The 25,446-nt window shown below is 67.6% G+C and carries 23 protein-coding genes; 7 read left to right on the forward strand and 16 right to left on the reverse strand.

Annotation, left to right across the window (positions count from 1 at the left end):
- Window positions 1–5 precede the first annotated feature (5 nt).
- Window positions 6–623: a hypothetical protein gene (locus AC10V3_RS07575; protein ID WP_022534507.1), complete on the forward strand. Its 618-nt coding sequence runs from the start codon at window positions 6–8 to the stop codon at window positions 621–623.
- Window positions 624–774: 151 nt separating this feature from the next.
- Window positions 775–1,998, forward strand: a complete 1,224-nt coding sequence (locus AC10V3_RS07580) for a cystathionine beta-lyase (RefSeq protein ID WP_041681334.1) — start codon at window positions 775–777, stop codon at window positions 1,996–1,998.
- On the opposite strand, the gene AC10V3_RS07585 is transcribed toward AC10V3_RS07580, so the two are convergent.
- From AC10V3_RS07585 to AC10V3_RS07625, 9 genes are all read right to left on the reverse strand, one after another.
- Window positions 1,995–2,234: a DUF2789 domain-containing protein gene (locus tag AC10V3_RS07585; RefSeq protein ID WP_022534509.1), complete on the reverse strand. Its 240-nt coding sequence runs from the start codon at window positions 2,232–2,234 to the stop codon at window positions 1,995–1,997. The two genes, AC10V3_RS07580 and AC10V3_RS07585, sit on opposite strands and share 4 nt — an antisense overlap.
- 118 nt (window positions 2,235–2,352) lie before the next feature.
- Window positions 2,353–3,996 carry a PepSY-associated TM helix domain-containing protein gene (locus AC10V3_RS07590; protein WP_490923441.1) on the reverse strand — a complete coding sequence of 548 codons (1,644 nt, stop codon included), beginning with the start codon at window positions 3,994–3,996 and terminating at the stop codon, window positions 2,353–2,355.
- Window positions 3,997–4,006: 10 nt separating this feature from the next.
- Window positions 4,007–4,327, reverse strand: a complete 321-nt coding sequence (locus AC10V3_RS07595; protein WP_022534511.1) for a hypothetical protein — start codon at window positions 4,325–4,327, stop codon at window positions 4,007–4,009.
- Window positions 4,324–4,611: a hypothetical protein gene (locus AC10V3_RS07600; protein ID WP_022534512.1), complete on the reverse strand. Its 288-nt coding sequence runs from the start codon at window positions 4,609–4,611 to the stop codon at window positions 4,324–4,326. Before AC10V3_RS07600 ends, AC10V3_RS07595 begins: the two co-directional genes overlap by 4 nt.
- Before the next feature lie 195 nt (window positions 4,612–4,806).
- On the reverse strand, window positions 4,807–5,661 hold the full coding sequence (gene serB, locus AC10V3_RS07605) for a phosphoserine phosphatase SerB (RefSeq protein WP_022534513.1): 855 nt from the start codon (window positions 5,659–5,661) through the stop codon (window positions 4,807–4,809).
- 107 nt (window positions 5,662–5,768) lie between these two features.
- Window positions 5,769–7,148 (reverse strand): amidohydrolase, encoded by a 1,380-nt coding sequence (locus tag AC10V3_RS07610; RefSeq protein ID WP_022534514.1) that lies wholly within the window; start codon window positions 7,146–7,148, stop codon window positions 5,769–5,771.
- Window positions 7,149–7,279: 131 nt separating this feature from the next.
- A complete protein-coding gene (gene argE, locus AC10V3_RS07615) occupies window positions 7,280–8,494 on the reverse strand; it encodes an acetylornithine deacetylase (protein WP_022534515.1) in 1,215 nt (404 codons plus the stop codon).
- 78 nt (window positions 8,495–8,572) lie between these two features.
- Window positions 8,573–12,022, reverse strand: coding sequence for a transcription-repair coupling factor (gene mfd / locus AC10V3_RS07620; protein WP_022534516.1), 3,450 nt, complete (start codon window positions 12,020–12,022; stop codon window positions 8,573–8,575).
- 15 nt (window positions 12,023–12,037) lie between these two features.
- Entirely contained in the window at window positions 12,038–12,238 is a 201-nt protein-coding gene (locus tag AC10V3_RS07625; RefSeq protein ID WP_490923443.1) for a hypothetical protein, read from the reverse strand.
- Here AC10V3_RS07625 and ispD point away from each other — a divergent pair.
- Both ispD and ispF read left to right on the forward strand, forming a co-directional pair.
- A complete protein-coding gene (gene ispD, locus AC10V3_RS07630; RefSeq protein WP_454751798.1) occupies window positions 12,181–13,026 on the forward strand; it encodes a 2-C-methyl-D-erythritol 4-phosphate cytidylyltransferase in 846 nt (281 codons plus the stop codon). The two genes, AC10V3_RS07625 and ispD, sit on opposite strands and share 58 nt — an antisense overlap.
- Window positions 13,027–13,030: 4 nt before the next feature.
- Window positions 13,031–13,540 (forward strand): 2-C-methyl-D-erythritol 2,4-cyclodiphosphate synthase, encoded by a 510-nt coding sequence (gene ispF / locus AC10V3_RS07635; RefSeq protein WP_022534518.1) that lies wholly within the window; start codon window positions 13,031–13,033, stop codon window positions 13,538–13,540.
- A gap of 7 nt (window positions 13,541–13,547) precedes the next feature.
- Here the strand turns inward: ispF and AC10V3_RS07640 are convergent, their stop codons facing one another.
- The 5 genes from AC10V3_RS07640 to ompR all read right to left on the reverse strand — a co-directional run bounded on the left by AC10V3_RS07640 (window position 13,548) and on the right by ompR (window position 17,947).
- On the reverse strand, window positions 13,548–14,123 hold the full coding sequence (locus AC10V3_RS07640; RefSeq protein ID WP_022534519.1) for a GNAT family N-acetyltransferase: 576 nt from the start codon (window positions 14,121–14,123) through the stop codon (window positions 13,548–13,550).
- A 194-nt stretch (window positions 14,124–14,317) separates the two neighbouring features.
- Complete coding sequence (locus tag AC10V3_RS07645) at window positions 14,318–14,839, reverse strand: carboxymuconolactone decarboxylase family protein (protein WP_454751799.1); 522 nt, start codon at window positions 14,837–14,839, stop codon at window positions 14,318–14,320.
- Between the two features lie 106 nt (window positions 14,840–14,945).
- Complete coding sequence (locus AC10V3_RS07650) at window positions 14,946–15,494, reverse strand: peroxiredoxin (RefSeq protein WP_022534521.1); 549 nt, start codon at window positions 15,492–15,494, stop codon at window positions 14,946–14,948.
- A gap of 356 nt (window positions 15,495–15,850) precedes the next feature.
- Window positions 15,851–17,200 carry an ATP-binding protein gene (locus AC10V3_RS07655; protein ID WP_022534522.1) on the reverse strand — a complete coding sequence of 450 codons (1,350 nt, stop codon included), beginning with the start codon at window positions 17,198–17,200 and terminating at the stop codon, window positions 15,851–15,853.
- Window positions 17,201–17,224: 24 nt separating this feature from the next.
- A complete protein-coding gene (gene ompR, locus AC10V3_RS07660; protein WP_010810107.1) occupies window positions 17,225–17,947 on the reverse strand; it encodes an osmolarity response regulator transcription factor OmpR in 723 nt (240 codons plus the stop codon).
- Between the two features lie 312 nt (window positions 17,948–18,259).
- On the opposite strand from ompR, the gene AC10V3_RS07665 reads away from it, so the two are divergent.
- Complete coding sequence (locus AC10V3_RS07665; protein ID WP_022534523.1) at window positions 18,260–18,601, forward strand: hypothetical protein; 342 nt, start codon at window positions 18,260–18,262, stop codon at window positions 18,599–18,601.
- 15 nt (window positions 18,602–18,616) lie between these two features.
- On the opposite strand, the gene AC10V3_RS07670 is transcribed toward AC10V3_RS07665, so the two are convergent.
- Both AC10V3_RS07670 and hpnD read right to left on the reverse strand, forming a co-directional pair.
- On the reverse strand, window positions 18,617–19,879 hold the full coding sequence (locus AC10V3_RS07670) for a Zn-dependent hydrolase (RefSeq protein ID WP_022534524.1): 1,263 nt from the start codon (window positions 19,877–19,879) through the stop codon (window positions 18,617–18,619).
- Window positions 19,880–19,976: 97 nt separating this feature from the next.
- On the reverse strand, window positions 19,977–20,813 hold the full coding sequence (gene hpnD / locus AC10V3_RS07675) for a presqualene diphosphate synthase HpnD (protein WP_041681336.1): 837 nt from the start codon (window positions 20,811–20,813) through the stop codon (window positions 19,977–19,979).
- A 316-nt stretch (window positions 20,814–21,129) separates the two neighbouring features.
- On the opposite strand from hpnD, the gene AC10V3_RS07680 reads away from it, so the two are divergent.
- Both AC10V3_RS07680 and AC10V3_RS07685 read left to right on the forward strand, forming a co-directional pair.
- Window positions 21,130–22,326, forward strand: a complete 1,197-nt coding sequence (locus AC10V3_RS07680; RefSeq protein WP_022534526.1) for an efflux RND transporter periplasmic adaptor subunit — start codon at window positions 21,130–21,132, stop codon at window positions 22,324–22,326.
- Window positions 22,327–22,332: 6 nt separating this feature from the next.
- A complete protein-coding gene (locus AC10V3_RS07685) occupies window positions 22,333–25,446 on the forward strand; it encodes an efflux RND transporter permease subunit (protein ID WP_022534527.1) in 3,114 nt (1,037 codons plus the stop codon).

Consider the following 25,446-nt stretch of genomic DNA (forward strand, 5'->3'; position numbering starts at 1 on the left):
ACGCCTTGCGCCTGGCTTTGCTGACAAAGACCATTCCGGCCCTGGCTGCCGTGTTCGCCCTGGCGGGTGCGGCGCAGGCGGCGCCTGACACCGAGTTGTCGACCGGTCCTGTGGGAACGGCGTCAGGCGGCGGGGAAGGCCTGGGCATCAACCAGGCCATCCGCGATGGCGAAGCCCGGCGCGGCGCTTCATTGTCCACCGGGGCGCCCAAACCGTTGGCGCCCCGTTCGGAATATTCATCGTTGCCGGTCTACGTTGGCAAGGTCGGCGACCAGCCGGTGCGGCTGCGCCTGGGCCCCAAGCCCGACGAGCGTGACAGCGTGCGCGGCGAATACACCGGCCGCGGCGCAGGTGTCCGGCTGCTGGCCGGCGAGTGGGAAAACGGTGCCTTCCTGATGGAAGAATCCGACGACGGCAAGCGCGTGTCGGGCAACTGGGAGGGCAATATCGACGCCAGCGGCGCCGTGCGCGGCACCTGGACCGACGCCTTTAACCCGGCCATCGTGCTGCCGTTCTTTATCCGGCCGCTGGGCGTGCTGGTGATTCCCCCGTTCGACATGACGCCCAACAGCGGCGTCACCTACGCGCCGCCGCCGCCGAAGTCCTCGATTTCCGGTTGGTAACCCTGCTTGCGGTGCGGGTCGCCACGATTGCCGGTGGCGCGGCCGGCATTTGCTGGTAAGCTCGAAGGCTCATCCCGTCTCATTGCTGACCGGCCCGCGCGAAGCCCTGGCGGTATTGCGCCGTCCGGACGGCACCAGCAAGGAATCCGCCGTGTCCGATTCGCCATCCGACAAGCCCGCGTCCCGCCCCCATTACCTGCAGACCGTCGCAGTCCAGCCCGAGCTGGAGATCGCGCCCGGCTTTGCCTCATTTTCTCCCGCCACGCACCGCGGCTCGACCGTAGTGTTCCGCAACCTGGCTGAACTGCGCGCGCAGGGCGATGGCGCCACCACGTACTGGCGCTACGGCCTGCACGCTACCCCGACCAGCGAGGCGCTGTGCCAACACCTGGCGCTGATCGAAGGCGCGCGCCACACGCTGCTGCAGCCGTCCGGGCTGGCGGCGATCTCGCTGGTGTACTTCGCGCTGCTCAAGAGCGGCGACGACGTGCTGGTGCCGCACAACGTCTATGGCCCGAATCGGGACCACGGCGAATGGCTGGCGCGCGACTTCGGCATAAGCGTGCGCTACTACGACCCGATGGACGGCGCCGGCTTCGCCGCGTTGATCCGCCCCAACACGCGCCTGATCTGGCTGGAGTCGCCGGGTTCGGTGACGATGGAAGTGCCCGATATCGTTGCCATGGTGGCCGCGGCCAAGGCGCGCGGCGTGCTGACCGCGATCGACAATACCTGGTCGGGCGGCGTCTATTTCCGTCCGTTCGACAAGGGCATCGATATCTCGGTGCAGGCGCTGACCAAATACCAGTCCGGCGGCAGCGACGTGCTGATGGGCTCGGTGCTGACGCGCGACGATGCACTGCACGACCGCCTCAGGCGCACCCGCATGCTGATGGGGTGGGGCGTGTCCGCCGACGACTGCCACCTGGTGCTGCGCGGGCTGCCGAGCATGCCGGTGCGTCTCGCCGCCCATGACCGCGCCGCGCGCGAGGTGGCCGAGTGGCTGTGCCAGCGGCCGGAGGTGGCGCGCGTGCTGCATCCCGCGCTGCCAGACTGCCCCGGGCATGCCAACTGGCGGCGCGATTTCACGGGCGCGAGCGGGCTGTTCGCGATCATCCTGCGCGCGCGCTACTCGCGCAAGCAGGTGGATGCCTTTGTCGAGGCGCTGCAGCTGTTCGCGATCGGCTGGTCCTGGGGCGGCGCCCACAGCCTGGCGGTGCCGTACCACGTGCCGACCATGCGCCCGGCGGGCACGTGGCCACCGGCCGGCTGGCAGGACACCGGCGAACTGGTGCGGCTTTATATCGGCCTGGAAGACACGCGCGACCTGATCGCCGACCTGCGCCAGGCGATGGAGACGCAGCTTGCCAGCTAGGTCGGTTGCCGCAGCGCCAGGTTGAGCTGGTCGACCACTTCGGCCCAGTCGGCGTCGTCGAGCAGCTCGTCGCTCAGGAGCGCGGACTGCGCGGGCGTCCAGAAGGGCGCTTCGGCCAGCTCGACATCATCGGGCAGCGGCGCGTGCGTGCCGATAAAGCTGCGGATGCTGGCCTCATCGGACGGCAGGCCGAGTTGGGCGAATAGTTCGGAAAACTGGTGGAAGGTCGATTCCATGGCAGTCGGGCTCTCTGTGGTGGGGCTCAGGTAGTGTAGGGCAGCGACCGGCTTGCCGCCGACCCAAAGACAAAACGGACGCCGCGGCGTCCGTTTTGCATTGCGGTGCTGGTGCGGCTCAGGGCGTGTCAGCCCTCGGCATCGCCTTGGCGGCGGCCTGGGTGGCCCGGGTGGCCTGTGCCGCGCGCGGCAGCGCCCATACCGACTCCGCGGGGCCGCTGCGCGCCCGGCGTTGCGTGGCACGCGCCAGCGCGACATAGCCCACCGCCAGCGCGATCGCGCCGATGTCGAAGCCGGCGATGATCCAGTGCCCGCTCAGGATCGCGTGCAGCAGGTGGTCGCCGGTCAGGATCGCATTCGACAGCGGCACGGTCAGTGAGGCCAGCGCGGCCACGCAAAGCAGTTCGACCGCGGCGCGCACCGGCGGGCGCAGCAGCGCCCGCGCACAGGCAAGGGCGAACACCGTGAAGTACGTGTAGCTGACCGCGCGCCCGGGCCACAGCAGCGCCGCCGGGAAGCACAGCGCCACGCCGATGCAGCAGCCGATGCAGACGCCCACCGTGGCCTGCGCCAGCAGGCGGTGCACGCGCGGCTGCTCGGCCTGGCGCAGCCTGCGGCGGGACTCGATCCACAACAGGTTGCCCGAATAGAACAGGAAGGCGCCCGCCAGCCCGGCCAGCAGGTAGACCAGGCGCACCGGCAGTTCGCCGAAGGTGCCGAAATGCAGTGCATAGAGTGCGCTGTGCAGCCCGTGGTTGCCGTCGCGTGCGCCCGCGGTCTGGTTGGCTGTCAGCTGGCCGGCGTTGGGCTCGCCGCTGGCGGCATGGATGCCGACCGAGCCCAGATTGCCCAGCGCCTGCGTGCTGGTGCCGCGCACTTCGACCACGGCGTTGGCGTCGCCGTAGCGCTGGAAACGGAACGACTCGGGGGTGAAGCGCTCGCCGCCGTGCTCGCGGGCGATCTTTACCAGCGCCTCGGTCGGCATAGTCGGCACTGCGCGGCCGGCCGCCGTGACTTCCGGCACCGCGGTGGTGTTGCGCGGCACCACCTCGAACAGGCGGCACTCGAAGGTCAGCGTGTTGAACACCATCATCAGCACCAGCGACAGGCAGAACAGCGCGCCGGTGATGGCAAAGATGAGGTGAAAGGGCAGGCTGAACAAGCCCAGCACATTGTGCGTGTCCATCCAGAAGCGCTTCAGGTTGCGTCCCGGGCGCACCGCGAACAGGTCCTTCTTCAGGCGCGGCAGGTGCAGCAGCACGCCCGATACCAGCGCCAGTCCGTACAGCACCGAGATCGCGCCCATGAAGTAGATGCCGCCCACCGGGATGCCGAGCGAGTAGTGCAGGCTGTTCAGGAAGGCCGACAGTTCGCCGATCACCTGGTCACGCGAGGTATCGCGCTGCATCGCGGCGTCGCCGGCCAGGCGCGCGTCGGTGGTCATCTGCCACTCGCCGGCCTTGTCCTGCCAGTAGGCCGAGATATTGGGCTCGCCCTCGGACGGCATGATCACGTAGGCGCTGGCGGCGGCCTCCGGATGGATCGTCACCAGCTTTTGCATAACGCGGTCGACCGCGGCCGGCTCGGCCTTGGCCTCGACCGGCACATTGCCCTTGAGCCGCGACGGCGACTGCCACACGTGCAGTTCGTGGTGGAAGACGGTGACAGCGCCGGCAAAGAAGGCGATAAACAGGGCCCAGCCGGCCATCAGGCCGACCCAGGTATGGAGTGTCTGGTACAGGCGCAGGGTTGCGGTTTTCATGACGGCGATCTCAGGTGGTGGGCAGGCCCTGCATGGCCTTCAGCGCCGCCGGTGCCATGCCGGCCAGCCGCAGCGCCCACAGCGTGCCGAAGCAGAGCAGGTTGGCGCCGCCCAGCCACAGCCATGCGGAGGCGCTGGAGCGGAACAGCAGGCTGCAGCTGATGATGGCGACCCACACCGGCAGGCAGGCCGCCACGGCAGCCACCAAGCCGGTTTCCCAGCCTCCCGGCAGCCACAGGATTGCAAGCGTGCACAGCGCCACCGCCAGCGGCAGCCCCAGCAGCGTGCCGGCCAGCCATTTGGTGCCGATTGTGGTCGGGACCGCGCTCATGCCCGTTGCCTCCGCGCCGCCTGGCGCCTGCGGTCGACATAGATGCCGACGAATGGCCATGCCGACAGGGCGCACGGCACTGTCGCCAGCGTGGCGGCAATGGCGACGGCCCAGCTGTCAGTGGTGCTCCACAGCCAGGTGCTCAGGATCACCAGCAGCAGGCCGAGCCAGCCCAATACGCGCGGTTGAGCGACCGCGCCGGTCGGCAGCAGGACCTGGTTGGGCGAGGCCAGGTACAGGCACGCCGCCGCTGCCAGCCCGAGGAGGGCGGCCAGAACTTGCATGGGGAAATGTCAGCGAATCAAAACATTAATGATAATGATTCGCATTTTGGCGCGCAAGCGGATTGTGGCGGGGCCTGGCGGAAACAGGGGTATTCGTCACATCGGGAGGGCAGCCGAGGTTGCGAATGGCTGACCGTGCCGCTTGCGCTCGGCGGCGTGGCGGCTCGCCCCGCGGGGCGAACCTTGCCCGATGGATCAGTGCGGGAACAGCGCCAGCAGGCCGTCCAGTCCAACGTGGTTGAAGGCGACGCTGGCCTGCGCGCGCACCACCGGCTTGGCACGGAAGGCCACCGACAGCCCGGCCACCGCCATCATCTTCAGGTCGTTGGAGCCGTCGCCCATGACGATGGCCTGGTCCGGCGTGGCGCCGATCTGCGCGCAGACTTCCTGCACGGTGCGGGCCTTGACGTCGGCATTGACGATCTCGCCGACCACGTTGCCGGTCAGCTTGCCGTCGACGATTTCCAGCGTATTGGCGCGGGTGAAGTCCAGCTTCAGCCGCGCCTTGAGCTGCTCGGTGAAATGCACGAAGCCGCCGGACACCAGCAGCGTGCGCAGGCCCAGCGCCTGCACGGTCTGCAGCATGCGCTCGGCGCCCGGGGACAGGCGCAGGCGTTCTTCATAAACGCGGTCCAGCACGCTGGCGTCCAGGCCCTTGAGCAGCGCCACGCGGCGGCGCAGGCTTTCGTTGAAGTCGGTGATCTCGCCGCGCATGGCGGCTTCGGTGATGGCCGAGACCTCGGCCTTGAGCCCGCAGAAGTCGGCGATCTCGTCGATGCACTCGATCGTGATCAGCGTCGAGTCCATGTCCATCGCCACCAGGCGGAAGTCCGACAGGCGGCGCCCGGCCGGCACCACTGCCCAGTCGATCGCGCGCGGGCCGCAGAAGTCATCCAGCGCATCGCGCAGCGCCGGCGTCAGCGGCGCGCAGTCCTCGGCGGCAGCCACGGTGTCGCTGCGCGGCACCAGTTCGGAGGCGCGGGCCAGCGTGCGGACGGTGTCGAGGTCGGCGGCGGAAAGCGGGGCGGTGCTCTGGAGGATCAGGGGCATGACAGAAGAGGATCGGGCGCTCGCCGCATGGCGGCGTGGCGGCAACGCGGGGCTGCAAGCGGAAAAATCGCTATTGTAGCCCCGCCGGCCCGCACCGGGCGAACCGCTCAGCGCTGCGCCATCACCATATAGTCCACTGTCAGGCTGGACAGCGCGCGCACGCCGTTGATCAGCGCCGGCTCGTCCACATAGAACTCGGGCGAGTGGTTGGACGGCGCCTTGTTCACATCCTGCCCCTTGGGCGTCACGCCGAGGTTGAAGAACAGCCCCGGCACCTTCTCCTGGTAGAACGAGAAGTCCTCGGAGGCGGTGGCCTTGGGTGTGATCATCCAGTTGCCGTCGCCGGCAACGCGCATCAGCGTTGGCGCCATCTTGTCGGTCAGCGCAGGCTGGTTGATGGTCGCGTTGTACAGCTCGACCACGCGGAAGTTGGCCTCGGCGCCGGCGCTGCTGGCAATGGCCTCGGTGGTGCGCTTCATGCGGGCATGGATGTCCTTCTTCATGCCTTCGTCATAGGTGCGCACCGTGCCCATCATCTCGACCTTTTCCGGCACGATGTTCATGCGGTTGCCGCCGTGGATGGTGCCCACGGTGATCACCGACGGCTCCAGCATGGCGTTGACCTGCCGGCTCTGGATGGTCTGCAGGCCCATCACGATCTGCGACGCGACCACGATCGGGTCGATCCCGCCCCACGGCCGCGCGCCGTGCGTCTGGCGGCCCTTGACGTCGATCCAGAACTGGTCCGCCGCGGCCATCGAGGCGCCGCTGCGCCAGCCCAACTTGCCGGATTCGATGCCGCTGGTGACGTGCAGCCCGAAGATGGCGTCGACCTTCGGGTTGTCCAGCACGCCCTCGGACACCATCTGCTTGGCGCCCCACGTGTTGGAGCCGTTGGGCTCGAAGTCCGCCGGGCTTTCCTCGGCGGGCTGGAAGATGAATTTCACCGTGCCCGGCAACTGGTCCCTCATGCCGGCCAGCACTTCTGCGGTCGCCATCAGGATTGCCACGTGCGTGTCATGGCCGCAGGCGTGCATCACGTCCACTTCCTTGCCCAGGTACTGGCCCTTGGCCTTGGACGCGAACGGTACGTCCACGCGTTCCTTGACCGGCAGCGCATCCATGTCGGCGCGCAGCGCCACCACCGGGCCCGGCTTGCCGCCCTTGAGCACGCCCACCACGCCGGTCTTGGCCACGCCCGTCTTCACTTCCATGCCGAGCTTGCGCAGGTGGTCGGCCACGAGCTTCGCGGTGCGGGTCTCGTAGTTGCCCAGTTCCGGGTGCTGGTGGATATCGCGGCGCCAGGCGATCAGCTGGGCTTCGACGGCTTTGGCGCGGGATTCGATCTGGGCGTGCAGGGTTTCGGCGCCGGCGGGCGTGGCTTGCGCCTGGGCCTGCGCGGTGTTGCAGAGCAGGCCGGTGGCGAGGGCCAGGCCAGCGAGGGCAAAGCGGGCGGTGGAACGGGATGCGGTGTGACGGACAGCCATGCAGGATCTCCTTCGTTGTTGTTGGTTTGATGCTGGCAGTGCAACGGCACGCCAGACTGCAGCGTGCCGGCAAAAGCTGTCGGTTTTTCCCCTCGCCCGCGGGAGAGGGGCGCAAGGCGGGGTCGATGAAGTCAGTCAGTCACGCGCAGGCTGTCGACCACCTTGTGCAGGAAGGCCTCGCACGCGGCCAGCTGGTCGAGCGCGACGAACTCGTCAGGCTTGTGCGCCTGCTGGATATCGCCGGGGCCGCACACCACGGCCGGAATGCCGGCGCGCTGGAACAGCCCGGCTTCGGTGCCGTAGGCCACCTTGTTGGTGTCACGGTCCGCAGTCAGCGCCCGCACCAGTTGCGTGATCGCTGCCTGCTCGGCCACGTCCAGCGACGGCGCGGCGGCGATCTTGCTCAGCGTCAGGTCGGCATCGGCATGCTCGGCCCGCATTTTCGGCAGCAGCACGTCATTGGCATACGCATGGACGCGCGCGTAGATCGCTTCCGGATCTACCCCAGGCAGGTTGCGGAACTCGAACACGAACTCGCACAGCGCCGGGATGGTGTTCAGCGCGATGCCGCCCTGGATGGTGCCGGTCTGCGCGGTGGTATAGGGCACGTCGAAGGCCTGGTCGTACGGACCGTTGGCCTTGAATTCATCCGCGATATCACGGATGAAGCAGATCAGGCGCGCGGCATATTCGATCGCATTGACGCCACGCGGCGTCAGCGACGAGTGCGCGGCCTGGCCCTTGACGCAGCAGCGATAGGCGTTGATGCCCTTGTGCGCGACGATCACGCGCATGCTGGTCGGTTCGCCGACGATGCAGCCACCGGGCGTCACGCCGCGGTTGCGCAGCTCGGCCAGCAAATAGGGCGCGCCCATGCACCCGATCTCTTCGTCGAAGGAAAGCGCGTAGTGCACCGGCTCGCGCAGCTTCGCGTCGAGGATGGCGGGCAGCAGCGACAGGCTGGTACCGATAAAACCTTTCATGTCGCAGGTGCCGCGGCCATACAGCTTGCCGTCGCGGATCACCGCCTTGAACGGGTCGGTGGTCCAGTCCTGCCCGTCCACCGGCACCACGTCGGTGTGGCCGGACAGCACGATGCCACCGTTGGTAGCGCCGTTGGCCGCAGGCACGGTGACGAACAGGTTGGCCTTGTCCTGCTGCGGGTTGTAGCTCAGATGTGGCTTCAGCCCCTTTGCCAGGAAATGATCGCGCACCGACTCGATCAGCCCCAGGTTGGAATGCCGGCTGGTGGTGTCGTACGCGACCAGCCGCTGGGTCCATTCGAGCGCGCTGCCGCGCTTGGCTTCGGAGGCGGTCTGGCGGGCGGGGGCGGCTTGAGCGTGCATGGGGGCGCTATCACTAACCTGTTAAGGATTTGATGCTACACCCGGGCGCTCGCAGAGTCCATGCGCCCGCCGCCATCCTTACGCGAGTTGCCGCAACGTATGCTTGATCGTCTGCGCGCGCACCGCCACGTCCGGCATCTTGGCCTCGATGCGCAGCTTGTCCTGCCCCGCCAGCTTGATATGGCGGTTCTTCTGCACCAGGTCGATGATGCGCATCGCATCCACCGGCGGATTCGGCACGAACTGCACGCTGATGGTGGCCTCGCCCGCATCGATCTTGCGCACGCCCAGCGGCGCGGCGGCGATGCGCAAGCGGTGCGTTTCCACCAGCGCCTGCGCCTGTGCCGGCAGGCGGCCGAAGCGGTCGATCAGCTCTTCCTGGATATCGTCCACGCGCTCGGCGGTCTCGCAGTTGGCCAGCCGCTTGTACAGCGACAGCCGCTCGTGCACGTCGGCGCAGTAGTCGTTGGGCAGCAGCGCCGGCGTGCCGAGGTTGATCTCGGTGGTGGCGGCCAGCGGCGCCATCAGGTCGGGCTCCTTGCCAGCCTTCAGCGCCTTGACCGCGGCGTTGAGCATGTCGGTGTAGAGCTGGAAGCCGATCTCGTGGATCTCGCCGGACTGCTTGTCGCCCAGCACTTCGCCGGCGCCACGGATCTCCAGGTCATGCATGGCCAGGTAGAAGCCGGAGCCCAGTTCTTCCATCTGCTGGATCGCTTCCAGCCGGCGCTGCGCCTGCTTGGTCAGGCCATCGACGTCATGCACCAGCAGGTAGGCATAGGCCTGGTGGTGCGAGCGCCCGACCCGCCCGCGCAGCTGGTGCAGCTGCGCCAGACCGAACTTGTCGGAGCGGTGGATCAGGATGGTGTTGGCGGTCGGCACGTCGATGCCGGTCTCGATGATGGTGGTGCACAGCAGGATGTTGTCGCGGCGCGAGACGAAGTCGCGCATCACGCGCTCCAGCTCGCGCTCGTGCATCTGGCCGTGCGCGACGGCAATGCGCGCCTCGGGCACCAGCTCGGTCAGCTTGGCGCGCTTGTTCTCGATGGTCTCGACCTCGTTGTGCAGGAAGTAGACCTGGCCACCGCGCTTGAGCTCGCGCAGGATGGCCTCGCGGATCACGCCGTCTTCCTCGCGCCGCACGAAGGTCTTGATCGCGAGCCGCTTCTGCGGCGCGGTCGCGATCACCGAGAAATCGCGCAGGCCTTCCAGCGCCATGCCCAGCGTGCGCGGGATCGGCGTGGCGGTCAGCGTCAGCACGTCGACCTCGGCGCGCAGCGACTTGAGCGCTTCCTTCTGGCGCACGCCGAAGCGATGTTCTTCGTCGATGATGACCAGCCCCAGGCGCTGGAACTTGACCTGGTCGGACAATATCTTGTGAGTGCCGATGACGATGTCGACGGTGCCTTCGTTGATCTGCTTGATGGCCGCGTCGATTTCCTTCTTGGTTTTGAAGCGCGACAGCTCGACGATGCGCACCGGCCATTCGGCAAAGCGGTCCGACAGCGTCTGGAAATGCTGCTCGGCCAGCAGCGTGGTCGGCGCCAGCATCGCCACCTGCTTGCCGCCGAGCACCGCGACAAAGGCGGCGCGCAGCGCCACCTCGGTCTTGCCGAAGCCGACGTCGCCGCACACCAGCCGGTCCATCGGCTTGCCCGAGGTCATGTCGGCGATCACCGCGGCGATCGCGGCGGCCTGGTCGGGAGTTTCCTCGAAGCCGAAGCTCTCGGCAAAGGTCTCATAGTCCTTGGGCGAGAGCGGGAAGGCAAAGCCCTCGCGCAAGGCGCGGCGCGCGTACAGGTTCAACAGCTCGGCCGCCGTGTCGCGGATCTGCTGCGCGGCCTTGCGCTTGGCCTTGTCCCACTGGCCCGAGCCCAGGTGGTGCAGCGGCGCGGTATCCGGGTCGGCGCCGGAGTAGCGCGAGATCACGTGCAGTTGATGCACCGGCACGTACAGCTTGCTGCCCTTGTCGTAATCCAGGTGCAGGAATTCTTCGTCGCCCTGGCCCATGTCCAGCGTGACCAGGCCCTGATAGCGGCCGATGCCGTGCTCGCTGTGCACCACCGGATCGCCTATCTTCAGCTCGGCCAGGTCGCGCACCATCGAGTCGACGGCGGTAGCTTGTTCCTGCTTGCGGCGACCGGCGCGGCGCGCGGTGCCGGCGTACAGCTCGGCCTCGGTGACAAATGCGAGTTGCGCTTGCGGCAGCGCGAAGCCGCTTTGCAGCGGCGCCACCGCAATCGAGAAATGCGCTTCGCCTGCGAGGAACGCGGCAAAGTCGTCCACCGGCTGCGGGCGCAGGCCGCTTTCGGCAAAGAGTTGTAGCAGGGTTTCGCGCCGGCCGGCGGAATCCGCGCACATCAGCACGCGCGTCTGCTTGTCGAGCAGCAGGGCTTCGAGGTTGACCAGCGGGTCGTCGGCGCGCCGGTTGACCGAGACATCGGGCAGCAGGGCGGAGAAGACCGGCTGGTCCGCCGAGGGCTCTGGCTGCAGCACCAGCCGCGCCATCGGCTTGGCGGCGACGAAGAACTGCTCCTCGGACAGGAACAGGTCCGCCGGCGGCAGCAGCGGGCGCTCGCGGTCGTGCCGCATGAAGTTGTAGCGCTGCGTGGTGTCGGCCCAGAAGCGGCGGACGGCTTCATCGACATTGCCGGCAAAGGCCAGTTGCGTGTCGGCGGGCAGGTAGTCGAATACCGTCGCGCTGTGCTCGAAGAACAGCGGCAGGTAGTACTCGATGCCGGCCGACGGGACGCCGTTGCCGATGTCCTTGTAGATCGTCGACTTGGTCGGGTCGCCCTCGAACACCTCGCGCCAGCGGCCGCGGAAGGCGGTGCGCGCGGCTTCGTCGAGCGGGAACTCGCGGCCCGGCAGCAGGCGCACTTCCTTGACCGGGTAGAGGCTGCGCTGCGTGTCGGGATCGAAGGCGCGGATGGTCTCGACCTCGTCGCCGAACAGGTCGATCCGGTACGGCAGCGCCGAGCCCATCGGGTACAGGTCGATCAGGCCGCCGCGCACGCTGTATTCGCCGGGACGCATCACCGCGCTGACGTGCTCGTAGCCGGCCAGCGTGAACTGGGCCTTGAGCGCCGCTTCGTCCAGCCGCTCGCCCTGCTTGAAGAAGAAGGTGTAGGCCGCCAGGAACGCGGGCGGGGCGAGCCGGTACAGCGCGGTGGTGGCCGGCACCAGCATCACGTCGCATTGCCCGGTCTGGATGTCGTGCAGCGTGGCCAGGCGCTCGGACACCAGGTCCTGGTGCGGCGAGAAGCTGTCGTACGGCAGGGTTTCCCAGTCGGGTAGCAGGCGCACGCGCAGTTCCGGCGCAAACCAGGGGATTTCCTCGGCCAGGCGCTGGGCGTCGACGGCGTGGGAGCACACCACCGCCAGCATTGGCACGCGCTCGCGGTGCTGCCGCGCGTAGGCGGCCAGCGCCAGTGCATCGGCCGAGCCGCGCAGGCCGGCGACGCTGTGGCGCAGGCCTGGCTTGACCAGCGGCAGGTTGACGAAGGGTAGGGTGGGCGTGGCGTCAGGCATGTCGGCAGCGTGCGTTCAAAACGACGACACCCCGCCGGCATTGCGGGCGGGGGTCGTGACAGGGTACGGCAAGGGTACAGCAGGCGCGGGGGCGCCACCCGTTGCACCTGCCGCGCAAGCTGGCGCGGCATGGCGACGGGCAAGGGCCGTATTATAGAATGCGCACCGGTTGCCCCGCTGGCCGCATTGGCCAGCAGGCGCCCGCGCCTCTTTCACTCCATGCCGATGCCGTGTCCGCTCGCCGCTTTGCCCTGATTCCCTGTGCCGGTACCGGCAGCCGCGCCGGCGGCGCCGTCCCCAAGCAATACCAGACCGTGGCCGGCCGGCCGATGATCTGGTACGCCCTGGCGGCATTCTCGGCGTGCGACGCCATCAGTGCCACCGCGCTGGTGCTGGCGCCCGACGACATGCCGCTGGAATCGCGCTTCGGTGCTGCCGCCTTTGCCGGGCTGCGCTTCGATACCGCCTTTGTCGGTGGCGATACGCGCCATGCCTCGGTGCTGGCGGGCCTGCATCACCTGGCCCAGCTCGGCGCGACCGACTCCGACTGGGTGCTGGTACACGACGCGGCGCGCCCGGGCCTGACCCCGGCGATGATCCACGCGCTGGTGCGCGCGGTGGAAAGCGACGGCGACGACGACCCGGATGCGGCCATCGGCGGCATCCTGGCGGTGCCGGTGCCCGATACGCTGAAACGCGCGCAGGGCGACGCCCGCATCGGCTCCACCGTGTCGCGTGAAGGGCTGTGGCAGGCGCAGACTCCGCAGATGTTCCGCCTGGGCGTGCTGCGACAGGCGCTGCAGGACGCGCTGGCGGCCGGTGCGGTGGTGACCGACGAAGCCAGCGCGATCGAGCGCCTGGGGCTGCATCCGCGGCTGGTCAACGGCTCGCTGCGCAATTTCAAGGTGACTTACCCGGAGGACTTCGCACTGGCCGAAGTGCTGCTGGGCGATGATGGCAAGGGCGCCGCGCCCTTGCCGCATACAATGCGTAAGGGAGCGTAATCGCATGATGCCTTTCGATATCCGGGTGGGACAGGGTTATGACGTCCACGCGCTGGTGCCCGGCCGCAAGCTGATCCTCGGCGGCGTGGAAATCCCGCACGACCGCGGCCTGCTGGGCCATTCCGATGCCGATGCACTGCTGCACGCGGTCACCGACGCGCTCTTCGGCGCGGCCGCGCTGGGCGATATCGGCCGCCATTTTCCCGACACCGACGCGCAGTTCGCCGGTGCCGACAGCCGCGTGTTGCTGCGCGAGGCGGCGCGCCGCGTGCGCGCGGCGGGCTATGAAATCGGCAACGTGGATGCCACCGTGATCGCACAGGCGCCCAAGCTGGCGCCGCATATCGGCGCGATGGTGGCCAACCTGGCTGAAGACCTCGGTCTGGCGCCGGGGCGCTGCAACGTCAAGGCCAAGACCAACGAGAAGCTTGGCTTCGAAGGGCGCCAGGAAGGCATCGTGGCGCAGGCCGCGGTACTGGTCTGGCGCGCTTCCGTGACCGGGGTGCAGGACTGAACTGCAGCTACGGACGCCCTGCGTCTGGCGCCGGGGCGTCTTCCGGCGTGATGGCGTAGGTGTAGTCGATCAGGCGCGCCATGGCGCCGGTGCGCGCGCCGGCCTCGGTGCGCTTGGTGAACCCCATCTGCTGGCACAGCCGGTTGGCCGAGGCCATTTCCGGCATGGTGCGCACCAGCAGCGTGGGCGAGCCGATATCGCGCGCGCGCTGAATGCAGATCTGCATCAGCGTGCGCCCCAGCCCCATGCCGCGCGCCTGCGGGCTGACCGACAGCAGCCGCGCTTCCGGCTGGGTCAGCGTGATGGTGCTGCCGTCCAGCGCCGGCAGCGTGGCGCCCGGGTGGCAGAACAGCACCGCGCCCATGATGCCGTGCTCGGTCTCGGCCACCCACCATTCCATGTCCGGGTTGCTGGTCGCCAGCACCGCCTGCATGCCACGCTGGAACGAGGCGCGGCAGTCTTCCATGATGTCCAGCTCATATTGCCCATAGGCTTGCTGCGTGACTGCGGCGATATCGCCCCAGTCGTGCACCGCCGCCAGGCGGTAATGGAAGCGGGGAGAAGTCGGTGAAGGCAAGGTCATGGCAGGTGTGCAGTGCGTGTCCTGCCTTGGATTGTAGGCCGATCGCCGCGCAAGTGCAGCGCTGGCGCCGCCACGGTTGCGGGATGGGAACAGCTGGCAATTCCCCACTGGGAAGCTGCCGGCTGCTGTGCTACGGGGCCGCGCAAGAGTATCGCAACGGCCCCGGGAGGGCGCGGGGGCGCTCTATAGACGGCTTACTGGGCTGCGATCACGTTGGCAGCCGCCACGATCACCGCGGCGATGCGGCCGACGTCGCGCAGCTGCTGCGCGGTCATGCCCTGTTCGTTCTTCAGCAGCTGGTAGTGCGATTTCACGCAGAAATGGCACTTGCCCACGATCGACGCGGCCAGCGCGTACATCTCGAACCGGCGCTTGTCCACGCCGCCATGCGTGGCATATGCGTTCATGCGCAGGCCGGCGGGCTGGGTGGCCAGGTCCGGATCGTCGGCCATTTCGACGTACGGGTACCAGGTGTTGTTCATGCCCATCAGCGCGGCCGCGGTCAGCGCACCGTTGGTTTCCTCGGGCGAGAGCACGCCGGCATTGCGGATGGCATCCACCAGCACCTTGCTCTGCGCCGCGAATGCCGCCGCCAGCGCCACGCCCACCGCATCGTTGCCTTCCAGCGAAGAGCGCGCGATGGTGCCGTCCACGTTCAGGCGGATGTCCTTGGCGTAATCGGGGATACAATTCTTAATCGTGCTAAGGAATTCCATTTATTTCTCCTATCGATCGGGGCTCAAAAAACCCGCGCAAGCGGGTTTTGGAGCGGAGAGCAGGGCCCTCCGCGGATCGCCACGGCGTCTGGCGACGGACAGCAGATTACAGCGTGGCGCCACCAACGGCACGGTTGCACGGGCACAGCTCGTCCGTTTGCAGGCCGTCCAGGATACGCAGGACTTCATCCGGGTTGCGGCCGACGTTCAGGTTGTTCACCGAAACGTGCTGGATCACGTTGTCCGGGTCGACGACGAAGGTCGCGCGCAGGGCAACGCCGGCAGCGTGGTCACGCACGCCCAGCTGGTCGATCAGCGAACCGGTCACGTCGGCGAATTGCCACTGGTTCAGCTTGTTCAGGTCCTTGTGTTCGCGGCGCCATGCCAGCTTGACGAATTCGTTGTCGGTCGAGCCGCCCAGCACGATCGCGTCGCGGTCGGCGAAGTCGCCGTTCAGCTTGGCGAAGGCAACGATTTCGGTCGGGCAGACGAAGGTGAAGTCCTTCGGGTAGAAGTAGATGATCTTCCACTTGCCTTCAAACGACTTTTCGGTGATGTCTTCGAAAGCCGACTGGCCGTTCTCTTCGTGATTGTTGAAACCCGGCTTGACACCGACGACGTGGAAGGCTTCGAGCTTGTCACCAACGGTCTTCATAGACTTCTCCTGATACGGTTGCGATGAGAGCGGTGCTGCGGTAGTGCCGGCGTGGGCACCGGCACTACATTTGCTGCAGTGCACCGCGACAAAACGTGATTATGCGTCATCATCCGGCACCGGGCTAATTGATATTCTCAAACAGCCCGATAGGCAAAGCATGTGACGCATAGAGCGAAGCCCGGCATGAGCAGCCGCGCGGCATCGGACGACTGGCGTCCGTGCGGAAGCGCAAGTATGCCATGTGCGATGGGCCCGCAAATGGCAACTTGGTGACGATTGCCGAGACTTCAACCCGACGCATTCACGCCGATGCTGGCAATGCGCCGCCGTATCCACCGCGGCGGCGCCGCAGGTCAGGCGCGCCGGAAGCAGGCGCTGACCACCAAGCCTGTCGCCGGCGCGGGCCGGTTGGCCAGCACCAGCCGCCCGCCGTTGCGCTGCATGATGCGGTTGACGATGGACATGCCCAGCCCCGCGCCCTTGGCCTCGCTGCGCGAACTGTCGAGGCGATAGAACGGCCGCGTCAGCAGCGACAGCTGGCCGTCGGGCACGCCATTGCCTTGGTCGGCCACGGTCAGCACGGCTTCCTTGTCGTCGACGCGGGTGGAGATCTCGACCACGGCCATGCCGCTTTGCTCGTCCTTGGCGTAGCGGCGCGCGTTCTCGACCAGGTTGTCGAGGATGCGCTGCACCTCCATGCGGTTTGCCACAGCCATTACCGGCTCGTTGGCGCGCACGTGCACGCGCACGTCGTCGTGCGCGGCATAGACGCCGACGGCATCGTGCACCAGCGCCGACAGGTCGACCGGCTCGACGGTTTCCAGCGGCGGCCGCGCGTAGTTGAGGAACTGGCCGATGATCGCGTCCATCTGCTCGATGTCGGCAATCATGGCGTCGCGCGTGGGGGTGTCCATCGGCGACATCTCGGTTTCCAGGCGCAGGCGCGTCAGCGGCGTGCGCAGGTCGTGCGAGATCCCGGCCAGCATCACCACGCGGTCGTCGTCGAGCTGGCGCAGGTCGCGCACCATCTGGTTGAAGCTGTGGTTGGCGAGCGCCACTTCGCTGGCGCCGCGCTCGGGCAGCGGCGGCGGGTCGCCACCGGCGCCGATGGCGCGCGCGGCGTTGGCCAGGCGCTTGAGCGGGTAGTTGACGCGCGCGGTGATAAAGGCCGCACCGATGATCGACAGCAGCAGCGCGGCAATACTCCACCACAGCCACTGGATGCCGGGCACGCGCTCGAAGCGCTCGGGGCTGATCGCCACCCAGTAGTCGTCGCCCTCGATCTCGAAGCTGACCCACACGCCGGGGATGTCGTTGACGGTGGTGGCCAGCACGGTGTCCTCGCCCAGCCGGCTGCGGATCTCCTGCTGTACCAGCGTGGTCAGGAAGGGGTTGGCGGTGGGCGCGGCGAAGTCGTCGTCCTTCTCGCGCGGATAGACCTTGATGCCTTCGTTCTGCACCAGGTCGAGCAGCAGGAAGCGGCGCCGCGCGGGGTCGGAATAGAGCAGCGCGGCCCGCGTGAGCTTGACCACGCTGACCACCTGCATGGCGATCTGCTGCGCGCGCGGGGCGCGTTCGAACAGCCGGTAGCTCTGGAACCAGATGCCCAGTGAAATCGCCAGCAACAGGGCGATAAGCATGAAGGTTCGCCAGAACAGCGAACCAAAGAACCGCGTTGCGGTTCTACCGATAACGGTCGCCACGATAGGAACAGCGGCCGTAATCGGTTATTTCACGCCATCGGGGATGAAGACGTAGCCAAGGCCCCAGACCGTCTGGATAAAACGCGGGTTGCTCGGGTCCGGCTCGATCAGCTTGCGCAGGCGCGAGATCTGCACGTCCAGGCTGCGGTCGAACACTTCATATTCACGGCCGCGCGCCATTTCCATCAGCTTCTCGCGCGACAGCGGCTGGCGCGGATGACGGGCGAACACCTTGAGCACCGAGAATTCGCCCGTGGTCAGCGTGATTTCTTCGTCGTTCTTGGTCAGCGTGCGCGTGGCCAGGTTCAGCACGAAGTCGCCGAAGGCGAAGGTCTCGGGCGTTTCCGACGGGGCGCCAGGCACTTCGGCCGGGCCCTTGCGGCGCAGTACGGCGTGGATGCGCGCAATCAGCTCGCGCGGGTTGAAGGGCTTGGGCAGGTAGTCGTCGGCGCCCATCTCCAGGCCGACGATACGGTCCACGTCCTCGCCCTTGGCGGTGAGCATGATGATCGGGGTCTGGTCATTGGCCCCGCGCAGCCGGCGGCAGATCGACAGGCCGTCTTCGCCCGGCATCATCAGGTCCAGCACCAGCAGGTCGAAACGCTCGCGCAGCCAGAGCTTGTTCATCGCGGTGGCGTTTTCCGCCACCAGCACGGTAAAACCCTGTTCGCCCAGATAGCGGCGCAGCAAATCGCGCAGACGCGGGTCATCGTCGACGACAAGAATCTTGTGGCTGGTATTTTCCATGGCGGTATCTTAGCGACTATCGCTTTCGCTCAAAATGGCTTAACAAAACGTTACATACTTTACCCCGCAGTATGCCAGTGTGCATCAATCGTGCGATTACACTGCGCAATCCGTCTTTTTGCGCACCATGCGCGCTGGATTTCCGCGCATTTGCACCGCATGATCCACTGCAATGACAAGGCTGCCACGCCTGCGCTGGCGCGATGCTTGCAGAGGGTCTAGCGCCAGACGGGTAAGGATCGGGGTACTGAATCCCCGGCTTCAGGCAGTCCATGACGACTGCGTTTCCCGAAGCCAAGACCGCCATTATCGATGAAAGTGAACCGAACCCGGCACGGGCATCCGCAGCATGGTATCGCCGGCGCATGCCTTGCGCTGGCGGCGGCCGCGCTGGCGCTCGTGGCCGCAGGGGCGGTGCATGCCCAATCGGCCGGCATGGCCAACCTCCTCAAGCGCCATCCCTCGGCCCAGGCCAGCGACCCCGGCAACAACCACCGCGAAGCGCGGGCCCGCGCCGAGCGCCATCGCGCCGAGCAGCGCGAGGCCGAGCGCCGCCGGGAAGAACGAGGCGGCTCGCGGCTGTCGCCGGACGAACGCCGCAAGCTGCGCAAGAACCTCTACGACTTCGGGCGCGACATCTACCAGGGCGGCTGAGCGCCGCCCGGGCTTTCAGCCGCGCGGCTGGAAGTGCCGCAGGAAATCGACGAACACCTCCGCCGCCAGTTGCGCATCCTCGGCCGTGATCGTCTCCAGCGGATTGTGGCTGATGCCGCCGTTGCCGCAGCGCACGAACAGCATGGCGATGTCCGTGATGCGCTGCATCATCATCGCGTCATGGCCCGCGCCGGAGGGCAGCTCGAAGGCCTGCAGCCCGCGCTTTTTTAGCACGGCGCCGAACTGGTCCATCAGCCAGCGCGCGCACGGGGCGTTGTTGACCGGCGGCACGCGTTCCACCTGCGCGGTCAGGCCGCGCCGCTGCGCGATCTGGTTGATGCCGGCCACGATATCGGCAATCGCTGCTTCGCGGATGCCGTCCTCGCCCGCGCGGATATCCATCGAGAAGGTGCAGGCCGCCGGGATCACGTTGCTTGAGCCGTCGGGCACCTGGAGCTGGCCGACCGTGCCCACCAGCGTGGGGGCCGCCGAGCAGCGCTGTTCGACCAGCAGGATCATTTCCGCCGCGCCCGCGGCAGCATCCTTGCGCATGCCCATCGGCGTGGTGCCGGCATGGCTGGCCAGTCCTTCCACCTTGACCTGGAAGCGGCTGCTGCCGGCGATCTGCGTGACCACGCCCAGCGGCAGGCCGTGGTGCAGCAGCACCGGGCCTTGTTCGATATGCACTTCCACAAAACCCAGCAGCGTGGCGGGATCGACCGCCGCCGCACGCAGGGCCGCCAGATCGCCCGCGCCGGGCAGCCCGGACGCTGCCAGCGCCTCGCGCAGCGTGATGCCCTCCGCGTCCTGGCGCTCCAGCAGCGCCGGATCGAAGCGGCCCGCCAGCACGCTGCTGGCGAGGAAGCTGGTCTTGAAGCGCAGCCCTTCCTCCTCGGCGAAGCCAACCACCTCGAAGTGGTAGGGCAGGCGGATGCCGGCTTGATTGAGCGCGCCGACCACCGCGACCGGCAGCAAAATGCCCAGGCGCCCGTCATAGCGCCCGCCATTGCGCACGGTATCGAAATGCGAGCCGGTCATCAGCACGCGTGCGTCCTGCACAGCCGGGTCAGCGGCATAGCGGCCGATCACGTTGCCGGTGGCGTCGATGCGCACCTGCATGCCGGCCGCTTCCATCCACTGTGCCAGCCGGGACTGCGCGGCACGGTGGGCCGGGGTCAGGTAGGCGCAGGTCAGGCCGCCTTCCATGTCGGAGAAGCGGGCGAGCTGGTCGGCACGGTCGAGGATGGACTGGCCGAGGGAAGCAGGGGGCTGGGTCATGGCGGTACGGCTTGGGACGGCCGGTTGAATCGGTTGAATCGGGAAGAGGGAACAACGGAGGCGCCAGCGCCCCCTGTCGCCCCCGGGGGCAGCCGCGTCAGCTGTTGCGGATCCACGTCTTCCACGCGATCCATAACTTGCGCATCGGCGTCAGCGCGATGCGCTGGTTCAGCACCTGGAACTGGCTGGCCTCGAGTTCGTCGAGCAGCGCGTGGTAGATCGCGCCCATCAGCAGGCCGGCGCGCTGGGCGCGGCGATCCTGCTTCGGCAGCAGCGCCAGGGCCTCGCGGTACAGCGCGCGGGCGCGGCCGGCGTGGTATTGCATCAGCGCGACGAAGCGCTCGGAATGCTGGCCCTTGAGGATATCGGAGGCCGGCACCTGGAACTGCTGCAGCGTATTGACCGGCAGGTAGATACGGCCGCGGCGGGCGTCTTCGCCCACGTCGCGCAGGATATTGACCAGTTGCAGCGACTGCCCGAGCTTCTCGGCAAAGACCAGCGTCTTCGGGTCGGTATAGCCGAATAGCCTCGCGCTGAGCGTGCCGACCACGCCAGCCACGCAATGGCAGTAGCGGTTCAGGCCGGCCTCGTCCAGGTAGCGGGTCTGGGTCAGGTCCATTTCCATGCCGTCCAGCACCTCGGACATCTCGGCATGGGGCAGGCCGGCACTGTGCACGTGCGGTTGCAGCGCCTTGGTCGCCGGGTGGGTGGGCTCGCCCTCGAACAGGCGGCGCACCTCGCCGCGCCACCAGTCCAGCTGCTGGTGGGCCAGGCCCGGGTCGTGGCTGTCGTCGACCACGTCATCGACCTCGCGGCACCAGGCGTACAGCGCGGTGATGGCGCGGCGGCGTTCGGCCGGCAGGAACAGGAAGCTGTAATAGAAACTCGAGCCGCTCTGGGCGACTTTCTCTTGGCAATACTGATCGGGCGTCACGCCGTTCTCGGTCTGAAGATATGGGGGGATGTTGGCAAAAGCGGGGCGCGCCAACGGCGCGCCGGATTGTAGCATCGCGGCATTTAACCACAGCTCGTCGGCCCCCAACGGCACCTGAAGCTTCATTCCAGCCATTTCGTCGCCTGCCGTTTGACGCACCCCTGCCGTCATCGCTATATTACTGACCGGCCAGTTATTTATTGTCCGCGCCGGCCCCCGCGGCCCTCCAGACTTCCTGGCATGTCCCGGCGCACGGATTCGTTGATACTGGGCTGTATTGTCTCGCCAGCTGTTCCATCCGACTTGTTGCTTACCGATGCCAGTGCTTTGCCAAGTGCCGGAAGTTGCGGCCGCAGATACTCCTGCCGTTCCAAGAACCCTGAGCCGGGCCGGCCGGCTGCTTGCCCTGCTTGCGGCCGCATCCGCGCTGGCGCTGGCCGGCTGCGGCAAGAAGACCGAGCCCGCGCCGGAAGTCCGCCCGGTGCGCCTGATGCAGCTCAGCCAGCACGGCGGCAAGACCGCCTTCGAGTTCTCCGGCGACGTGCGCCCGCGCGTGGAGTCCCGGCTGGGCTTCCGCGTCGGCGGCAAGATCGCGGCGCGGCTGGTCGACGTGGGTGCGACGGTGCGCAAGGGACAGCCGCTGGCGCGCCTGGACCCGACCGACCTGTCGCTGGCCGAGGCCGGTTCGCGCGCCCAGTATGAAGCGGCCCGGACCGACCGCGACCTGGCCGCCGCCGACCTGAAGCGCTACAACGACCTGTTCGCCAAGGGCTTTATCAGCGCCGCCGAGCAGCACCGGCGCAAAGCGACCTATGAGGCCACCGAGTCGCGCCTGCGGCAGGCCGAAGCCGGCCTGCGCAGCCAGTCCAACCAGACCGCCTATGCGGTGCTCCATGCCGACGCGGATGGCGTGGTCACGGCGATCGATGCCGAGGTCGGCCAGGTGGTCACCCCCGGCCAGCCGGTAGTGCGCGTGGCGCAGACCGCGGAGAAGGAAGTTGCCATCGGCCTGCCCGAAGACCAGGTCGACCAGCTGCGCGGCATCACCGACGTGACCATCCATACCTGGGCCGAGCCGCAGCGCACGCTGCCGGGCCGCGTGCGCGAGATCGCTGCCGCCGCGGACCCCGTTACCCGCACTTACGCCACCCGCGTGACCATTCCCAACCCGCCCGCCGACCTGAAGCTCGGCATGACGGCGGTGGTGACCTTCGTGCGCAATGGGGCCACCCCGGCCATCCGCGTGCCGCTGACCGCGCTGCTGCAGGAGCAGGGCCGCAACCAGGTGTGGGTCTTTGACGCCGCCGCCGGCACGGTCAAACCGGTGCCGGTGACGTTGGGCGAGGCCATCGGCAACGAGGTCGAGGTGCGCCAGGGGCTGGCACCCGGCCAGACCATCGTCACGGCCGGGGTCCACCTGCTGCGCCCGGGCCAGAAGGTGCGGCCGCTGCAGACCGTGACGCCGGCGTCCGCGCCCGCATCCGCGCTGGCCGCCAACCCGACGCAGGGTTGAGGCCGCATGGATCATTCGCGCTTCAATTTGTCGCGCTGGGCGCTCGAGCACCAGCCGCTGACCCGTTACCTGCTGGTGGTGCTGCTGCTTGGCGGCTTGCTGGCGTTCTTCCAGCTCGGGCAGGACGAGGACCCGCCCTTTACCTTCCGCGTGATGGTGGTGCAGGCCTTCTGGCCCGGCGCCACCGCCGAGCAGATCGCCGTCCAGGTCACCGACAAGATCGAGCGCCAACTGCAGGAAGTGCCCTACGCGGACAAGATCCGCAGCTTCTCCAAGCCGGGCGAGACCACCGTGATCTTCCAGCTCAAGGACACCTCGCCGGCCAAGGAGACCGCGCAGGTCTGGTACACCGTGCGCAAGAAGATCGGCGATATCCAGCAGACGCTGCCCGCCGGCGTGCGCGGGCCGTTCTTCAATGACGAGTTCGGCGATGTGTACGGCACCATCTACGCGCTCTCGGCCGACGGCTTCAACTACAAGGAACTGCGCGAGTACGCCGACCTGGTGCGCCAGGAACTGCTGCGCGTGCCGGCGGTGGCCAAGGTATCGCTGATCGGCCTGCAGGACGAGAAGGTCTATATCGAGTTCAACCAGGCGCGCTTCGCCCAGCTCGGGCTCGATATCAACGCCATCGCCGAGCAGATCTCGCAGCAGAACAACCTGACCGGCAGCGGCGTGCTGGTCACGCCGACCGACAACCTGCAGGTGCGCGTGTCCGGCCAGTTCGCCAGCGTGCAGGACCTGGAGAACCTGGTGCTGCGCGGGCCCAACGGCATCGCCAATATCCGCCTGGGCGACATCGCGCACGTCTACCGCGGCTATGTCGATCCAACCCAGACGCGCATGCGCTTCAACGGCAAGGACGTGATCGGGCTGGGCATCTCGATGCAGAAGGGCGGCGACATCATCCAGCTCGGCAAGGACCTGCGCGCCGCCTTCGACCGGATGCGCGGCCAGCTGCCGGTGGGCATCGAGATGGGCCAGGTGCAGGACCAGCCGGAAGCCGTCAAACGTTCGGTGGGCGAGTTCGTGCACGTGCTGATCGAGGCGGTGGTGATCGTGCTGGCGGTCAGCTTCGTCTCGCTGGGCCTGCACACCAAACCGCTGCGGCTGGACGTGCGCCCTGGCCTGGTGGTGGCGCTGACCATCCCGCTGGTGCTGGCGGTGACCTTCCTGTTCATGAATATCTTCGGCATCGGGCTGCACAAGATATCGCTCGGGGCGCTGATCGTGGCGCTGGGGCTGCTGGTGGACGACGCCATCATCGCAGTCGAAATGATGGTGCGCAAGCTTGAAGAGGGCTTCTCCAAGATGGAGGCGGCAACCTTCGCCTACACCTCGACCGCGATGCCGATGCTGACCGGCACGCTGATCACCGCGGCCGGCTTCCTGCCGGTAGGGCTGGCGCGCTCGACCGTGGGCGAGTACACCTTCGCGATCTTTGCCGTGACCGCGCTGGCGCTGGTGCTGTCGTGGCTGGCGGCGGTGTATTTCACGCCTTACCTCGGCTACCTGCTGCTCAAGACCCGCGCCCCGGGCGCGGGCGAGCACCATGAGGTCTTCGACACGCCGTTCTACGCGCGCTTCCGCCGGCTGGTGGACTGGTGCGTAACGTGGCGCAAGCTGGTGATCGCGATCACGCTGGTGGCCTTCGCGCTAGGCATCTATGCCTTCAAGTTCGTCGAGAAGCAGTTCTTCCCGGATTCCAGCCGGCCCGAGCTGATGGTGGAGATGTGGATGCCCGAAGGCACCAGCTTCGCCCAGATGGAGGCCGAGGCCAAGCGCTTCGAGCAGCTGATGCGCAAGGATCGCGAGGTCGAGAGCCTGACCACCTTCGTCGGCACCGGCGCGCCGCGCTTCTACCTGCCGCTGGACCAGATCTTCCCGCAGAGCAACGTGGCGCAGGTGATCGTGATGCCGGTCAGCACCGAGGTGCGCGACGCCTTGCGCCGCCGCATCATCACGCTGTTCGACACCGAATTCCCGTACCTGCGCGGCCGCGTCAAGCTGCTGCCCAACGGGCCGCCGGTGGCCTATCCGGTGCAGTTCCGCGTGATCGGGCCGGAGGCCGCCGCGGTGCGCCAGCTGGCCGACCAGGTCAAGGCGGTGATGCGCGCCAATCCCAATACCGTCGGCGTCAACGACAACTGGAACGAGAACGTCAAGATGCTGCGCCTGGAGATCGACCAGGACAAGGCGCGCGCGCTCGGCGTCACCACCAACGCGATCGCGCGCGTCACGCAGACCGTGCTGACCGGCGTGCCGGTGGGCCAGTACCGCGACGGCGACAAGCTGATCGACATCATGATGCGCACCCCGCGCAACGAGCGCGACGCGATCTCGGACCTGAACAATATGCTGGTGCCGACCAATAACGGCCGCATGGTGCCGCTGACACAGGTCGCGCGCGTGGCGCTGCGCTCCGAGCCCGGCGTGGTCTGGCGCGAGAACCGCGACTTCGGCGTCACCGTGCAGGCGGACGTGGTCGACGGCATCCAGGGTCCGACCGTGACCGCGCAGATCAACCCGCAGCTCGACAAGCTGCGCGCCCAGCTGCCGGCCGGCTACCGCATCACCGTGGCCGGTGCGGAAGAAGAAAGCGGCAAGGCGGGCGCGTCGATCGCGGTGCAGCTGCCGCTATGCATCTTCATTATCTTCACGCTGCTGATGCTGCAGCTGCACAGCTTCTCGCGCGCGACCATGGTGTTCCTGACCGGCCCGCTGGGGCTGATCGGCGCCGCCGCCACGCTGTTGCTGCTGCGCGCGCCGATGGGGTTTGTGGCGCAGCTGGGCATCACCGCGCTGCTGGGCATGATCATCCGCAACTCGGTGATCCTGGTCGACCAGATCGAGCAGGACATCAGCGCCGGCGTGCCGCCGTGGACCGCCATCGTGGAGGCTGCGGTGCGCCGCTTTCGCCCGATCATCCTGACCGCCGCCGCGGCGGTGCTGGCGATGATCCCGCTGTCGCGCTCGCTGTTCTGGGGGCCGATGGCGGTGGCAATCATGGGCGGGCTGATCATTGCCACCGTGCTGACGCTGCTGTTCCTGCCGGCGCTGTATGCGGCGTGGTTCCGGGTGAAGCGGCCGGAAGGCGGTGTATCGGCGCTGGCCGGCTAG

Source organism: Cupriavidus sp. PB-02 (assembly GCF_058252315.1).

Excerpts from the sequence above, each read along its gene's own strand:
- AC10V3_RS07585 (WP_022534509.1), bottom strand. The coding sequence starts at position 2,234 with ATGGAATCGACCTTCCACCAGTTTTCCGAACTATTCGCCCAACTCGGC.
- AC10V3_RS07590 (WP_490923441.1), bottom strand. The coding sequence starts at position 3,996 with ATGAAAACCGCAACCCTGCGCCTGTACCAGACACTCCATACCTGGGTC.
- AC10V3_RS07595 (WP_022534511.1), bottom strand. The coding sequence starts at position 4,327 with ATGAGCGCGGTCCCGACCACAATCGGCACCAAATGGCTGGCCGGCACG.
- AC10V3_RS07600 (WP_022534512.1), bottom strand. The coding sequence starts at position 4,611 with ATGCAAGTTCTGGCCGCCCTCCTCGGGCTGGCAGCGGCGGCGTGCCTG.
- serB (WP_022534513.1), bottom strand. The coding sequence starts at position 5,661 with ATGCCCCTGATCCTCCAGAGCACCGCCCCGCTTTCCGCCGCCGACCTC.
- AC10V3_RS07610 (WP_022534514.1), bottom strand. The coding sequence starts at position 7,148 with ATGGCTGTCCGTCACACCGCATCCCGTTCCACCGCCCGCTTTGCCCTC.
- argE (WP_022534515.1), bottom strand. The coding sequence starts at position 8,494 with ATGCACGCTCAAGCCGCCCCCGCCCGCCAGACCGCCTCCGAAGCCAAG.
- mfd (WP_022534516.1), bottom strand. The coding sequence starts at position 12,022 with ATGCCTGACGCCACGCCCACCCTACCCTTCGTCAACCTGCCGCTGGTC.
- ispD (WP_454751798.1), top strand. The coding sequence starts at position 12,181 with ATGCGCACCGGTTGCCCCGCTGGCCGCATTGGCCAGCAGGCGCCCGCG.
- ispF (WP_022534518.1), top strand. The coding sequence starts at position 13,031 with ATGATGCCTTTCGATATCCGGGTGGGACAGGGTTATGACGTCCACGCG.
- AC10V3_RS07640 (WP_022534519.1), bottom strand. The coding sequence starts at position 14,123 with ATGACCTTGCCTTCACCGACTTCTCCCCGCTTCCATTACCGCCTGGCG.
- AC10V3_RS07645 (WP_454751799.1), bottom strand. The coding sequence starts at position 14,839 with ATGGAATTCCTTAGCACGATTAAGAATTGTATCCCCGATTACGCCAAG.
- AC10V3_RS07650 (WP_022534521.1), bottom strand. The coding sequence starts at position 15,494 with ATGAAGACCGTTGGTGACAAGCTCGAAGCCTTCCACGTCGTCGGTGTC.
- ompR (WP_010810107.1), bottom strand. The coding sequence starts at position 17,947 with ATGGAAAATACCAGCCACAAGATTCTTGTCGTCGACGATGACCCGCGT.
- AC10V3_RS07665 (WP_022534523.1), top strand. The coding sequence starts at position 18,260 with ATGAAAGTGAACCGAACCCGGCACGGGCATCCGCAGCATGGTATCGCC.
- AC10V3_RS07670 (WP_022534524.1), bottom strand. The coding sequence starts at position 19,879 with ATGACCCAGCCCCCTGCTTCCCTCGGCCAGTCCATCCTCGACCGTGCC.
- AC10V3_RS07680 (WP_022534526.1), top strand. The coding sequence starts at position 21,130 with ATGCCAGTGCTTTGCCAAGTGCCGGAAGTTGCGGCCGCAGATACTCCT.
- AC10V3_RS07685 (WP_022534527.1), top strand. The coding sequence starts at position 22,333 with ATGGATCATTCGCGCTTCAATTTGTCGCGCTGGGCGCTCGAGCACCAG.